The sequence below is a fragment of the Streptomyces sp. NBC_01198 genome (assembly GCF_036010485.1).
Taxonomy (GTDB): Bacteria; Actinomycetota; Actinomycetes; order Streptomycetales; family Streptomycetaceae; genus Actinacidiphila.
This window is the reverse complement of the sequence record NZ_CP108568.1, coordinates 7470109-7483313: the sequence shown is the minus strand read 5'-3', so window position 1 is coordinate 7483313 and position 13205 is coordinate 7470109. Positions and strand designations below refer to the sequence as shown.

The following is a 13205-nucleotide window of genomic DNA, read 5'->3' as shown; positions in this document are numbered from 1 at the left end:
GCCCCGGCGGACGGCGCGGGAACCCCACACGCGTTGCCGGCCACTGCATCATCGGAGCGACGGCGGACGCGGGTGGACGGAAGGTCGGTGACGGCGGTGGCGGCTGATCCGGATGTGCTGGTCGTCGGCGCCGGGGTGGCGGGACTGGCGTGCGCGCAGGACCTGACGGCCGCGGGGCTGCGCGTCCGGGTGCTCGAGGCCTCCGACGGGGTCGGCGGCCGGATGCGTACGGACGTACGCGACGGCTTCCGCTTCGACCGCGGCTTCCAGGTCGTCAACACCTCGTATCCGCAGATGCGCCGGCGGCTGCAGCTGAGCGAGCTGTATCTGCGCCCGTTCAGCCCCGGCGTCCTGCTGCACACCCCGCACGGCAGGCTGCGCTTCGCGGACCCGACGCGCACCCCGCGGCAGGCCGCCGACCTGCTGCCCGGCCGGCTGGGATCGTTGCGCGACCTGGCCGCCCTGGCGATGCTCAGCGGCCGGGACCTGCTCGCGCCGCCGCGGGTGCTCAAGCGCGCGGAGGACCGGACGACCCGCACCGCGCTGGCCGACGCGGCCATCGGCGAGGAGCTGGTGGAACGGCTCTTCCGGCCCTTCCTGTCCGGGGTGTTCCTGGACGACGAGCTGGAGACCTCCAGCCGCTTCTTCCACCTGGTGTGGCGCTCGATGCTGCGCGGCACGCTGTGCCTGCCGGCCCGCGGCGTCGCGGCGGTGCCCGAGCAGATGGCCGCCGGGCTGAACGAGGGCGCGGTCCTCCTGGGCACCCCGGTTAAACGGCTCACCGACGGCGGTGTGCTGACCGCGCTCGGGCAGCAGCAGGCCGCCCCGGCCGTGGTGGTCGCGACCGGACCGCGCGCGGCGGCGGAGCTGCTGCCCGGCCTCGACGTGCCGCAGGTCCGCTCGGTCACCACCTACTACCACGCCGCGCCCACCAGCCCGCTGGCCGAGCCGACGCTGGTCGTCGACACCGCGCGGCGCATCCTGAACACGGTGGTGCTCAGCGAGGTCACCCCCAGCTACGCGCCTCGCGGCCGGGCACTGGTGGCGACCTCCGTACTCGGCGCGGACGAGCGGCCGGGCCGGGAGGCGGAGATCCGGCGCGTCCTCGCCGAGGTCTACGAGGCCGACACCGACGGCTGGGAGCCCGTGGGCGTCTACCCGGTCGCCGAGGCGCTGCCCGCGATGGTCCCGCCGTGGCCGCTCAGCCGGAGCACCCGCCACTCCCCCGGCGTCTACGTCTGCGGCGACCACCGGGCCACCGGGTCGGTCCAGGGCGCGATGGCCTCCGGCGCCCGCGCCGCCCGCGAGCTGCTCGCCGACCGCCGCAGCCGGAAGCGGTCGGCCGCGCCGGCCGGCTGACCCGGCCCGGCGTGGGCGGGGATCAGACCTGCGGTGTGGTCTGCGCGGTCCCCCAGAGGTAGATGCACGCCAGCGTCCGGTAGGGGCGCCACGGCTCCGCGATGCGCTCCAGCACGTCGGGGTCCGGCAGGGTGGGAAGCTCGTACGCCTTCTCGACGGCGCGGCGCAGCCCGAGGTCCCCGACCGGGAGCACGTCCGGCCGGTTCAGGTGGAACATCAGGAACATGTCGGCCGTCCAGGTGCCGATGCCCTTCACCTGGTCGAGCTGGCTGACCACCTCGTCGTCCGGCAGCTCGTGCAGGCGTTCCAGGTCGAGCTCCCCGGAGGAGACGTGCTCGGCGAGCGAGCGCAGCGAGGCCGTCTTCGCCCTGGACAGGCCCGCCGCGGTGCGCATCTCCTCGGGGTCGTCGTCGAGGATCTGCCGCGGTGTCGGGGACCGGCCGCCGAAGCGGTCCTTGAGCCGCTGGTAGATCGACCGCGACGCCCCGCCGGAGATGTTCTGGCTGATGATCGCGCGCACCAGGACGCCGTAGCGGTCGGTCGGCAGGTTCGGATCGTGCTCCTGTGACGGGTCAGGCGGCACGGATGGCCGGCTGCCGCCGCGGCTCGCGGCCTCGTCGATGACCTCTGCCAGGACAGGGTCGGCGCGGCGCAGGTGATCTTCCGGGCTCTCCGTGCTCTGCCGTGTCATGGTGCCGACCCTAGGACCGGGCCCGGCGCGCTGCCCGCGGTCCTGGGCCAGGAGAGTGCACGCCGCCACGTGCGGCCCTCGCGGTCGGCGCCACGCTCAGAGCTCGTCGCCGCTCCCGTCGCCCGCGCGCAGCCGCCGGGGGTCCTCGGAACGGATCCGGGCCGTGGCCGTGTCGTCCTCCGCGTCGATGCGGCGGGCCTCGGCCGCGACATCGGCCAGGCTGGCCGCGGGGAGGACGACGGCGCCGGACATGTCGGCGTACACGTAGTCGCCGGGGACGACGCAGACGCCGCCGACCTCGACGGGCACGTCGGCCGCCGCCGGGCTCACGATGTCGCCGCCCCAGTGGGTGGCCTCACCCCTGCACCAGGCGGCGAAGTCGTAGGAGGCGAGTTCGCCGAAGTCCCGCAGCCGGCCGTCGGTGAGCACCCCGGCCAGGCCGTGGTTCTGCACGCGGGACAGCTTGGTGCCGCCGCCGTGCGAGGCGTCGGGGTAGCCCCCGCTGGAGAGCACGAGCACCTTGCCGCCCGGGTCGTCCCCGACGGCACGGTAGAACCATCCCCCGAAGCCCGGGCCGTTCGTCTCGGTCCGGTCGCTGCGGAACGGCAGGAAGGCGATGGTGACCGCCTGGCCGAACAGGGACCGCTCCGGCGCTGGGCTCACCAGGCTCAGGATGTGCGCCCGGTGCCCGTGGACCCGGCCCATCGCGTCCACCAGCGACGCGCACGCCAGTCCCTCGACCAGCGACCGCGGATCGGTGTTCCGCTCTGCCATACGGGTGCCTCCTCGCGGCTGGATCAGTGGTGCGCCATGCTCCGCTCCGGGTGGAGCTCAAGCGCGTCGCGGTCCCACCCGGCGGTGTCGGCGGCGGCCTCGTAGGTGCTCTGCAGGAACTCCATCAGCGCCCGGTCGGGATCCGCGGCGGTGCGGACGGCCTCGTAGGGGAGCAGGAACTCGCCGGCCTCCGCGCTGTAGGCGGCGGCGGACGGCCGGACCGGACGCCGGGCGTAGCCCTCGGGTTCCGGATAGGCGTAGGAGTAGAAGCTGCCCTCGGCGGAGCCGCCCGGCCAGTAACCGCAGCTGGACACCTCGTGCGAGTAGGCCTCGACCATGACCCGGTCCGCGAGGTTCGGCGCCCCTCCCGGGTGGGGCGGGGCGGGCCGGCCGGAGAAGCGGGTGACGGCGAGGTCCATCGCACCCCAGAAGAAGTGCACCGGGCTGACCTTCCCGATGAATCCGGCACGGAACTCCAGCAGCACCCGCTGGGCCGAGGTGAGCTGGGCCCAGAAGCGGCGGGCGTGCTCCGGCCGGTACGAGCGGGGTCCGGTGTCGTCGGGGAAGGGCGTCGTGGACTCGACCTCGACGGGTGTGGGCCGGATCGCCACCTCGACGCCGAGTGCTTCGAGCGCCGCCATCGTCTGGTGGTAGAAGGCGGCCACCGGCTTGGGCTCCAGGGCCACGCGCCGCTCCTCGCCGTCGCTGGAGCGCACGTGCAGCTGGTGGTCGCAGAAGTCGAACTCCATCTCGACGGTGCGGTCACCGGCCGGGATGGCGGAGGTGGTCAGCCCCCGGGCGGACACGTAGAGCGGCACCTGCCACCAGTGGTTGATCATCGGGGCCAGCGCCAGTCGCACCTTCCCGACGATCTGGGTCCACATGTGCAGGGTGTCCCTGGTCGCGCTCCACTCGTCCAGGGGTGCCCGCGGCCAGGCCTCGAAGGCGGGCGGGAGGGGCTGCCGGGTGGTGGACATCGGGCGATCCTCCGTTACCTCGGATGGCTGCACCGGACCACCTCTCGATTCTCCGCCGGCCACCGGTGCCGCGCCATTCGATACGGCGCCGCGCGATCCGATCGCGTTTCCCGGTGTCCCGACCCGGTGTTCCGGCGGTCCCGGCTCTGGTGTCGCGGTTGTGCGGGGGCGGTGCTTCCCGGAGTAAATTGGTGAGGCATGAACGGCTCAGGCCTTACGCCTGCCGCGGTCGCGAGCGCGCTGTTCGACTTCGCCTTGCGGCCGTCGCAGAATCGCGCCGCCGGCGCTGTCGTCGGGGGCCGGGACACGCTTGCCGTCCTGCCGACCGGCAGCGGGAAGAGTGCCATCTACCAGGTGGCGGGCCTGTCGATCGGTGGCCTGACCGTGGTCATCTCGCCGCTGATGGCGTTGCAGCGGGACCAGATCGCCTCGATCGCGGGACGGGAGTTCGGCGCGGGAAGGACCATCGGCGCCGCGCTGCTGAACTCCGCGCAGAAAGTCCGCGAACGGCGCGACGTCCTCGCCCGGCTGGAGAGCGGCGACCTCGATTTCCTGCTGATCGGGCCCGAACAGCTCAGCAATACCGAAACGCGGGAGGCGATCCGGGCCGGCGCCCGCGAAATAGGGTTGTTCGTGGTGGACGAGGCCCATCTGGTCAGCGAATGGGGCCGGGAGTTCCGGCCCGAATACCTGCGGCTTGCCGACGCGGTCGCCGAATTCGGCAGGCCCACCGTCCTCGCCCTGACGGCGACGGCCGCCCCGCCGGTACAGGCGGACATCACCCGCCGGCTGGGGATGCGGTCCGCGGAGGTCCTCGTCGCCGATTTCGACCGGCCGAACATCTCACTCGGCATGCGGCAGACCCAGCCGAGCCGGCGCGAGGCGCCTGCCGTCGACGACCGCTGTGTCGACGTGATCATCGAACACGAGACCCCGGCACTGGTCTACGCGCTCACACATGCCCGGTGCGAGGCTCTCGCCGACCGGCTGCGCCACGACGCCTTCCGGGTGGCCCCCTATCACGGCGGCCTGAGCGCGCGGGCCCGCGCGGAAACCCAGGACAGGTTCTTCGCCGGGAAACTGGACGTGGTGGTCGCGACCAGCGCCTTCGGCCTGGGCATCGACAAACCCGACATCCGGACCGTGGTGCACGCCGGGGTCCCGGCCAGCATCGACGACTACTACCAGGAGATCGGGCGGGCAGGGCGGGACGGGAAGCCCGCCGCGGCGGTCCTGGTCCACGATCCGCGCACCATCCGGATCCCCCGCATGCTCGCGGCCCGCACCCACCTCGGCGAAGCGACGCTCCACCAGGTGGTCGACGCGATCGAGAACGCCGCAGGGGCGGTTCTCCTCGCCGACCTGGCGAAGTCCGCGGCGGTTCCCGTGCACGCCGTCGAGCGGATCGTCGACGAGCTGGCCGAGCTGGGATTCGTCGTCGTCAGCGGATCCGGCCGCCACCTCGTCGTCGAACCCGCGAAGGACCTGCCGCCGCCCGCCGAGCTGACCGAGCAGCTGGAGGGCGTCAACCAGCGGCAGCAGGCCGTGCTGGCCAGCCGGATCACCGCGGCCCGGGAGTACGCGGAGACCACCCGCTGCCGGCGGGCGGAGCTGCTGGCGTACTTCGGCGAGCACTACCCGCCGCCCTGCGGCAACTGCGACAACGACGAGGCGTCGCCGGCCGCGGCGTCGGGGTCCCACCCTTCGGTCATCGGCGGGATTCCGGTGCGGCATCGGCTCTGGGGGGACGGCCAGCTGATGAGCCGGGACGACCACGAACTGCTGGTCTTCTTCGACAGCGTCGGATACAAGCACCTCACGGCGTCGTCGTTGGACTCCGGGATCCTCCAGCGGCAGTGAGCCGCCGGGATCGCGGACCACGGCGGTGAGCCGCCGGCGCGTTAGCCCGCCGGGGTGATTGTCGGCGGTACGCCGAGCCAGCGGGACGGTGTCGCGGGGCTGGGCAGCACGATGGTCCGGGTGGTCCGCCGTGAACGACACGGCGGCAGGATCCCGGGAGCGTTCCATGGCCGACCGACCGCCGACCAGCGACCGACCGCAGACCGCCGACGGACCCCCGGCCCGTTACGACGACCTGCGCGCCCTCTTCATCAACTGCACGCTGAAGAAGGCGCCCGAGCCCAGCAACACCCAGGGCCTGGTCGACCGCAGTGCGGGCATCATGCGGGCGCAGGGCGTGGCCGTGGACGTGGTGCGGGCCGTCGACGTCGACATCGCCACCGGTGTATGGCCTGACATGACCGTGCACGGCTGGGACAGCGACGACTGGCCCGCCCTGCACCGGACGGTGATGGCGGCGGACATCCTGGTCATCGCTGCCCCGATCTGGCTCGGCGACAACAGCTCGGTGACCAAGAGGGTGATCGAACGTCTCTACGGCGACTCCAGCCTGCTCAACGACGCGGGTCAGTACGCCTACTACGGGCGGGTCGGCGGCTGCCTGATCACCGGGAACGAGGACGGCATCAAACACTGCGCCATGAACATCCTCTACAGCCTCCAGCACCTCGGCTACACGATCCCGCCGCAGGCCGACGCCGGGTGGGTCGGCGCGGCCGGCCCGGGACCGTCCTACCTCGACCCCGGTTCCGGCGGCCCGGAGAACGAGTTCACCGAGCGCAACACGACCTTCATGACGTGGAATCTGCTCCACCTCGCCCGCATGCTCAAGGACGCAGGCGGCATCCCCGCCCACGGAAACCAGCGCACCGTCTGGGACGCCGGCTGCCACCGCCACTTCGACAACCCCGAGCACCGCTAGCCCGGATCCGGCACCTCTGTCGGCGCTGCCGTCCGGGTCACACGGCCCTGCGGTAGAGCCACACGCCGAGCGGCGCGAACACCGCCACGATGCCGGCGTCCCAGGCCAGTGCCTGCCAGACGTCGGCGGTGGCCGGACCGCCGAGCACCAGCACCCGGACGGCGTCGGCGGTCCTGGAGACCGGCTGGTGCACCGCGAAGGCCTGCAGCCAGCCCGGCATGGTGTTGACGGGGACGAAGGCCGCCGAGGCGAAGACCAGCGGTGCCAGCACCGGGAAGGCCGCGGCCTGGGCGGTCTCCGGGTCGCCGACAGCCATGCCGACCACCGCGAAGATCCAGGACATCGCGAAGCCGAAGGCCAGGACGAGCAGCACCCCGCCCAGGAACGACAGGACGCCGGCGTGGATGCGGAAGCCGATGGCGAACCCGACACCGGTCATCAGCGCGACGACGAAGACGTTGCGTACGAGGTCGGCCGTGGTACGTCCCACGAGTACCGCCGATCGGGCCATCGGCAGCGAGCGGAAGCGCTCCATCAGCCCGGTCTGCATGTCGGTGGCCAGGCCGATCGCGGTGTTCATGGACCCGAAGACGGCGGTCTGCACGAAGATACCCGGGATCAGGAAGTCGACGTAGCTGACGCCGTGCAGAGCCGGGGCGACCACGCCGCCGAAGACGTAGCGGAACATCAGCACGAAGACCAGCGGCTGGATGGTGGAGAAGACCAGCAGCCGGGGCACCCTGCGCAGTCCGATCAGGTTCCGCCAGGCGACGGCGAGGCCGTCCTGCGCGGTGCTCAGCAGCCGCGGGGCCGGGTGGGTGAGCGGCCCCCGTGGGCCGGCCGGGCGGGGGTCCGCGGAGGGGCCGGGGGCGGCGGCGCCGGTCACGAGCCGCTCGCCGTGGACGGGCCGTCCGCGGCGGGGTCCGCCCCGGAGCGGCCGGTCAGCTGGAGGAACACGTCGTCGAGGCTGGGTTCCCTGACCGCCACGGTGCCGGGTGCCAGGTCGTGTCCCTCCAGCCGGCGCAGCACGTCCAGCAGCGGGCGGGAGCCCTCGCGGGAGACCAGGCTGACCCGCGGACCCTCGACACGGGGCGGCTCCTCGAAGCCGCCACGCAGCAGGTCGGCGGCCCTGGCGGCCCGGTCCGCACCGACCATGTCGAGTTCGATGACGGTGTTGCCGAGATGGGACTTGAGCAGTGCGGGCGTGTCGTCGGCGATGACCCGGCCGCGGTCGATGACCACGACACGGGAGGCGAGCTGGTCGGCCTCCTCCAGATACTGGGTGGTGAGCAGCACGGTCGTCCCGTCGGCGACGAGCCGGCGGATCAGGTGCCACAGCGCGTTGCGGCTCTGCGGGTCGAGGCCGGTGGTCGGCTCGTCAAGGAAGAGCACCGGCGGGTCGGGTACCAGGGCGGCGGCGACGTCCAGGCGCCTGCGCATCCCGCCGGAGTAGGTGCGCGCCGGGCGGTCCGCGGACTCCGTCAGCTCGAAGCGCTCCAGGAGTTCGGCGGCCCGGCGGCGGATACGGGAGCGCCGTACGTGGGTGAGGCGCCCGATCAGCCGCAGGTTCTCCCGGCCGGTGAGGTTCTTGTCGACCGCCGCGTACTGCCCGGCCAGGCCGATCAGCCCCCGGACGGTGGCGGGCTCGCGGACCACGTCGTGCCCGAACACCTCGGCGCGGCCGCCGCTGGGGGGCAGGATCGTGGTCAGGATGCGGATCGCCGTGCTCTTGCCCGCGCCGTTCGGTCCCAGCAGGCCGAAGACCGTGCCGGGCTCCACGTCGAAGTCCACCGATTCCAGTGCCGTCACCGACCCGAACCGCTTGCTCAGGTTGCTGACGGTGATCGCCGGCCGGCCCACGGAACCACCTCGCTCGCTGGGTGACGCCCCCTGGGTTCCATAGTCACCTCAGGGCCCCAGCCCCGCAGCGGAGGTTCTGCCGCACGGGACAACCCCTCACAGCAATCGGGGATTTAAACCTCACGGCGGAATATTGCCGACAACTTGTACGCTGTTTTCCGCAATGACGCGACGGCACCGAAAGGAGCCCTCATGCATGTCCGGTCACGGCTCCTCCCGCCGCGGCGGGAACTGGGTGCCCGCGAGTTCGCCCTGACCGTGCTGGCGGCCGTGCTGATCACGCTGGTGCCGGTGGTGGACCACTTCGTGCCGCCGGACATCCACCTCGCACACGCCCTGGTGCTCCCCGTCGCACTGATCGCCGTCTTCGTCGGCCCCCGCCGCGCAAGCCTCACCGCGGGTTTCGCGGTGCTGGCGCTGGTCACCGCCGGGGCCGAGCGAATGGCCCTGACCACCGAGAACGTGCTCGTGCAGCTGGGGTCCCTGGTGCTGCTCTCGATGCTGCTCGTCCTGGTCAGCTGCCTGCTGGAGTGGCGCCGCCACGAGCTGGCGGGCCTGCGCCGGGTGTCCGAGGCGGTGCTGCGTCCGCTGCCCCGGCGGGCGGGCCCGGTCTCCATCGCGTCCGCCTACCGGGCCGCGGACATCGGGACACCTGTCGGCGGCGACCTCTACGCGGTGGCCCGCACCGCCGACTCCACCCGGCTGCTCATCGGTGACGTCCGCGGCAAGGGGCTGGGATCCATCGGCGACACCGAACTCGTCCTCGGCGCCTTCCGGGCCGCGGCACACCGCCAGTCGCCGCTGCCGGAACTGGTCGCGTCGCTGGAGGGCAGCGTCCGCTGGGGCCTGAACGAGCGCTTGGACACCCCCGCGGGTGTGGACGCGGCCGAGCGGTTCGTCACGGCGGCGGTCATCGAGATCCCGGACGACGAGCCGTACGTGCACGTGGTCAGCTGCGGGCATCTGCCCCCGCTGCTCTTCCACGAGGGCGTGGTCACCGCGCTGGACACGGCGGATCCCGCTCCCCCGCTGGGCCTGGGCTCGCTCGTCGGCAGCGGCTACACCCCGACCACCTTCCGCTTCGCGCCGGGCGACCGGCTGCTGATGTACACCGACGGGGTGACCGAGGCCCGCGACGCCAAAGGCGACTTCTACCCGCTTCTCGAGCGTGCCGCGGCCTGGGGCGAGCACCGTCCCTGCTCGCTGGTGGCCGCCGTGACCGCGGACCTGCGGATGCACGCACCGGCCGGGCTGAACGACGACATGGCCCTCGTCGCCCTGCAACGCGACGTACCGCGGGCCGCCGGGGTCCCCGAGGACCTGGCCGTCACCGGCTGACGCGGCACGGCCGGGGCGAAGGGGTCGCGGTCAGCGGCTGGGCAGGCTGGAGCCGCGGACGACGAGTTCAGGTTGCAGGACGATCTGGCGGTGGCTGTGGTCGGCCGGGTCCCCGACCGTCTCCTCCAGCAGCGTCTCCGCCGCGAGCCGGCCCATGGAGACGGCCGGCTGGCGTACCGAGGTGAGCGGGACGGCCGCGGCCGCGGCGAACTCGATGTCGTCGTAGCCGACGATCGCCATGTCGTCGGGGACGCTGATCCTCGCGGCGAACATCGCCTGGAGCACGCCGAGTGCCACCAGGTCGTTCGCGCAGAAGACCGCGGTGGGACGGTGGCCGAGGCCCAGCAGGCGGGATCCGGCGTCGCGGCCCGCGGCCACGTCGAGGCGCTCGGCGGAGATCTCGGTCAGCGACTCGGCCGGCAGCCCGGCCTCCGCCAGCGCGGCCAGGGCGCCCGCCTTGCGGTCGTGGACCTGGGTCACCTCGGGCGGACCGCCGACGTAGACGATCGCCCGGTGGCCGGCCGCGATGAGGTGCTGCACGGCGAGCCGTCCGCCGGCCACGTCGTCCACCGAGACCGAGCAGACCGAGGGGTCCGCCGAGACGCGGTCGACCAGGACGAAGGGGATGCCCTGGCTGCGCAGGCCGTCCAGGCTGCGCCCGGTCGGGTCGGCCGGTGTCACCAGGACGCCGCGGACCCGCTGCTCCGCGAAGAGCGAGAGGTACTCCAGCTCCTCGCTCACGCTCTGCGCGCTGTTGCAGACCATCACCCCCAGGCCGGCCGCCCGGGCGGTGCGCTCGGCGCCGCTGGCGACGGCCACGAAGAACGGGTTCCCCATGTCGAGCACCAGCAGCGCCATGATGCGGCTGGCGCCGGCCCTGAGCTGGCGGGCCGACTCGCTGCGGACGTAGCCGAGCCTGGCGATGACCGACTGCACCCGCGTCCTGGTCTCCTCCGCCACCAGATCAGGCCGGTTGATCACGTTGGAGACGGTGCCCACCGAGACGCCGGCCTGCCGCGCCACGTCTTTGATCCCCACCATGGATGCCACGCTCCGTCCCGCTCCCACCGCCGGTTTCCTCGTGCACGGGCCGACGCTCCGCGGGGTCGCCCCCGAACTGCCGATTGAACCCGTTCAACCATAGGCGCCTACCCCAGTGTCGCAGCACAGGACGGTGCTCCAACGGCTTGGCGAAGCGCGGGAAATGAATCGCTTCACCCACCCGGCTCCGGCACACGCTCGGCACGTCTCCGGTGTTGTCCACCCGAGGTGGAAGACCTCACTGAGCGGAACCATAGCGGCATCGGGCGCGGCACCGTCCGATTCCCCGAAGAAGCCGGCCGTCTCCGCGGGCCGGCCGGCCCACCCGCGCGGCGGGCCGCGAACACCGACTACGCCGGCGACACCGAACTGATGTGGATCAAGGGCTCCGGCGGCGACCTGGGCACCCTCACAGAAGGCTGCCTGGCCGTGCTGCGCCTGGACCGGCTGCAGGCCCTCACCGAGGTCTATCCCGGTGCCGAGCGCGAGGACGAGATGGTGGCCGCGTTCGACTTCCGCCTGCACGGAAAGGGCGGGGCCGCACCCTCCATCGACACCGCGACGCACGGCCTGGTCGACGCGCCGCACGTCGACCACCTCCACCCCGACTCCGGCATCGCGCTGGCCCGCGCCGCCGATGGCGAGAAGCTCACCGCCGAGTGCTTCGGCGACACCGTGGCCTGGGTGCCGTGGCGGCGGTCCGGCTTCCAGCTCGGCCTGGACATCACCGCGATCAAGCAGGCCGACCCCCAGGCTGTCGGCTGTGTCCTCGGCGGCCACGGCATCACCGCCTGGGGCGACACCTCGCAGGAGTGCGAGGCGAACGCGTTGCACATCATCCGCACCGCCGAGGCCTTCCTCGCCGAGCGTGGCCGGCCTGAGCCGTTCGGGCCGGTGCTCGACGGCCACCTGCCGCTGCCGGGCGCCGACCTGCGGGCGGGCGCGGCCGCGTTGGCGCCGCTGATCCGCGCGCTGGCCTCCGCCGACCGCCCGCAGGTCGGCCATTACACGGACACGCCCGAGTTTCGGGGAACAGGGCGCGGACCGCCGGGGCGGTCAGCCGCCGGCCGTCAGCCCGGCTGCTCCGCGTCGAGCGCGTCGATCCGGGCGAGCAGGAAGTCCCGCTCGACGGCGTTCGAGGTGTGCAGCAGCGCCTCGCGATACGCGGACCCGGCTGTGGCGAGGCGGCCGAGGCGGTGCAGGAACTCGCCGCGGGCGACGGACGCGTAGGGGTAGCCGGCGAGTCGCTGTTCCGCCGCGAGGCCGTCGAGGGCGGCGAGCCCCGCCGCGGGGCCGTCCGCGAAGCCGACGGCGACCGCGCGGTTCAGCGCGGCCACCGGGGTGGGGCGGCGGCCCAGCAGCAGGTCGTAGAGTCCGACGATCTCCTGCCAGTCCGTCGCCTCCCATGAGGGTGCCTCGGCGTGCACCGCCGCGATCGCCGCCCGCAGCCCGAACGGGCCGGGCGGCCGGCGGCGCAGCGCCCGGCGGACCAGGACCAGGCCCTCGGCGATCGCCGCGCGGTCCCACCGGCCGCGGTCCTGGTCGGCCAGCAGTACCGGGGCGCCCGCGGTGTCGAGCCGGGCCGGCCGGCGCGCGTCGGTGAGCAGGATCAGTGCGCGCAGGCCCGCGACCTCCGCGTCGCCCGGCAGCAGGTCGCCGAGCATCCTGGCCAGGTCGGCGGCCCGGGCGATCAGGTCGGTGCGCAGCAGCGCCGGCCCTTCGGGCGCGACATGCCCGGTGGTGAACACCAGGTCGACCACCGTCAGCACCGCGTCGACCCGCTCGGGCAGATCGCCGGAGTCCGGAATCCGGTACGGGATGCGGGCCGCGGTGATCTTCTTCTTCGCCCGGGTGATCCTGGCCGCCATGGCCGTCTCGCCGACCAGGAAGGCGCGGGCGGTCTCCGCCGTCGTCAGCCCGCAGACCAGGCGCAGCGTCAGGGCCACCCGGTCCTGCGGGGCGAGGGCGGGGTGACAGCAGGTGAAGATCAGCCGCAGCCGCTCGTCGGGGATGTCCTCGCCGTCGGCCGGTCCGGTCACCGTCTCGTCGTCGTCGGCGGCCAGCAGCGGCAGCGCCGAGCGGAAGAAGGCGTCGCGCCGGATGACGTCCACGGCACGGTTGCGGGCGGCGGTCGTCAGCCAGGCGCCCGGGCGAGCCGGAATGCCGGCCGAGGCCCATGCGACCAGGGCCTTGGCGTAGGCGTCCTGCACGCACTCCTCCGCCAGGTCCAGGTCGCGGGTGACCCGGACGGTCGCGGCCAGTACGAAGGCCCACTGGCCGCGGTGCGCCTCGGCGACGGCGCGGGCCACTGCGGCCTTCCCCGGCTCGCGGCTCTGCCGGTCGGTGGGCATCGCCCCTCCTCCTGTCCCGACGACGGACTGAT

The 13205-nt window shown here is 73.2% G+C and carries 11 protein-coding genes and 1 pseudogene; 5 read left to right on the top strand and 7 right to left on the bottom strand.

What is annotated here, in order from left to right:
* Positions 1-96 precede the first annotated feature (96 nt).
* Positions 97-1359 carry an NAD(P)/FAD-dependent oxidoreductase gene (locus OG702_RS33470; RefSeq protein WP_327292705.1) on the top strand — a complete coding sequence of 421 codons (1263 nt, stop codon included), beginning with the start codon at positions 97-99 and terminating at the stop codon, positions 1357-1359.
* Between the two features lie 22 nt (positions 1360-1381).
* Here the strand turns inward: OG702_RS33470 and OG702_RS33465 are convergent, their stop codons facing one another.
* The 3 genes from OG702_RS33465 to OG702_RS33455 form a co-directional block, all read right to left on the bottom strand.
* Positions 1382-2050: a DNA-3-methyladenine glycosylase family protein gene (locus OG702_RS33465; RefSeq protein ID WP_327292704.1), complete on the bottom strand. Its 669-nt coding sequence runs from the start codon at positions 2048-2050 to the stop codon at positions 1382-1384.
* 96 nt (positions 2051-2146) lie between these two features.
* The gene (locus OG702_RS33460) at positions 2147-2824 is read right to left on the bottom strand and encodes an RraA family protein (RefSeq protein WP_327292703.1); all 678 of its coding nucleotides are present in this window, start codon (positions 2822-2824) and stop codon (positions 2147-2149) included.
* 23 nt (positions 2825-2847) lie between these two features.
* On the bottom strand, positions 2848-3801 hold the full coding sequence (locus OG702_RS33455; RefSeq protein WP_327292702.1) for a DUF5996 family protein: 954 nt from the start codon (positions 3799-3801) through the stop codon (positions 2848-2850).
* Between the two features lie 198 nt (positions 3802-3999).
* On the opposite strand from OG702_RS33455, the gene OG702_RS33450 reads away from it, so the two are divergent.
* The gene (locus OG702_RS33450; protein WP_327292701.1) at positions 4000-5661 is read left to right on the top strand and encodes a RecQ family ATP-dependent DNA helicase; all 1662 of its coding nucleotides are present in this window, start codon (positions 4000-4002) and stop codon (positions 5659-5661) included.
* 166 nt (positions 5662-5827) lie between these two features.
* The gene (locus OG702_RS33445) at positions 5828-6583 is read left to right on the top strand and encodes a flavodoxin family protein (protein ID WP_327292700.1); all 756 of its coding nucleotides are present in this window, start codon (positions 5828-5830) and stop codon (positions 6581-6583) included.
* A gap of 37 nt (positions 6584-6620) precedes the next feature.
* Here OG702_RS33445 and OG702_RS33440 read toward each other — a convergent pair whose 3' ends face one another.
* Both OG702_RS33440 and OG702_RS33435 read right to left on the bottom strand, forming a co-directional pair.
* The gene (locus tag OG702_RS33440) at positions 6621-7469 is read right to left on the bottom strand and encodes an ABC transporter permease (protein WP_327292699.1); all 849 of its coding nucleotides are present in this window, start codon (positions 7467-7469) and stop codon (positions 6621-6623) included.
* A complete protein-coding gene (locus OG702_RS33435) occupies positions 7466-8443 on the bottom strand; it encodes an ATP-binding cassette domain-containing protein (RefSeq protein WP_327292698.1) in 978 nt (325 codons plus the stop codon). Before OG702_RS33435 ends, OG702_RS33440 begins: the two co-directional genes overlap by 4 nt.
* A 192-nt stretch (positions 8444-8635) precedes the next feature.
* Here OG702_RS33435 and OG702_RS33430 point away from each other — a divergent pair, with 192 nt between their 5' ends.
* Positions 8636-9781 (top strand): PP2C family protein-serine/threonine phosphatase, encoded by a 1146-nt coding sequence (locus OG702_RS33430; protein ID WP_327292697.1) that lies wholly within the window; start codon positions 8636-8638, stop codon positions 9779-9781.
* Between the two features lie 30 nt (positions 9782-9811).
* Here the strand turns inward: OG702_RS33430 and OG702_RS33425 are convergent, their stop codons facing one another.
* Complete coding sequence (locus OG702_RS33425; protein ID WP_327292696.1) at positions 9812-10831, bottom strand: LacI family DNA-binding transcriptional regulator; 1020 nt, start codon at positions 10829-10831, stop codon at positions 9812-9814.
* A 219-nt stretch (positions 10832-11050) separates the two neighbouring features.
* On the opposite strand from OG702_RS33425, the pseudogene OG702_RS33420 reads away from it, so the two are divergent.
* Positions 11051-11839 (top strand): annotated as a pseudogene (locus OG702_RS33420) (class II aldolase/adducin family protein); the annotation flags it as partial.
* Between the two features lie 53 nt (positions 11840-11892).
* On the opposite strand, the gene OG702_RS33415 reads toward OG702_RS33420, so the two are convergent.
* Positions 11893-13173: an RNA polymerase sigma factor gene (locus tag OG702_RS33415; protein ID WP_327292695.1), complete on the bottom strand. Its 1281-nt coding sequence runs from the start codon at positions 13171-13173 to the stop codon at positions 11893-11895.
* Positions 13174-13205: the final 32 nt, after the last annotated feature.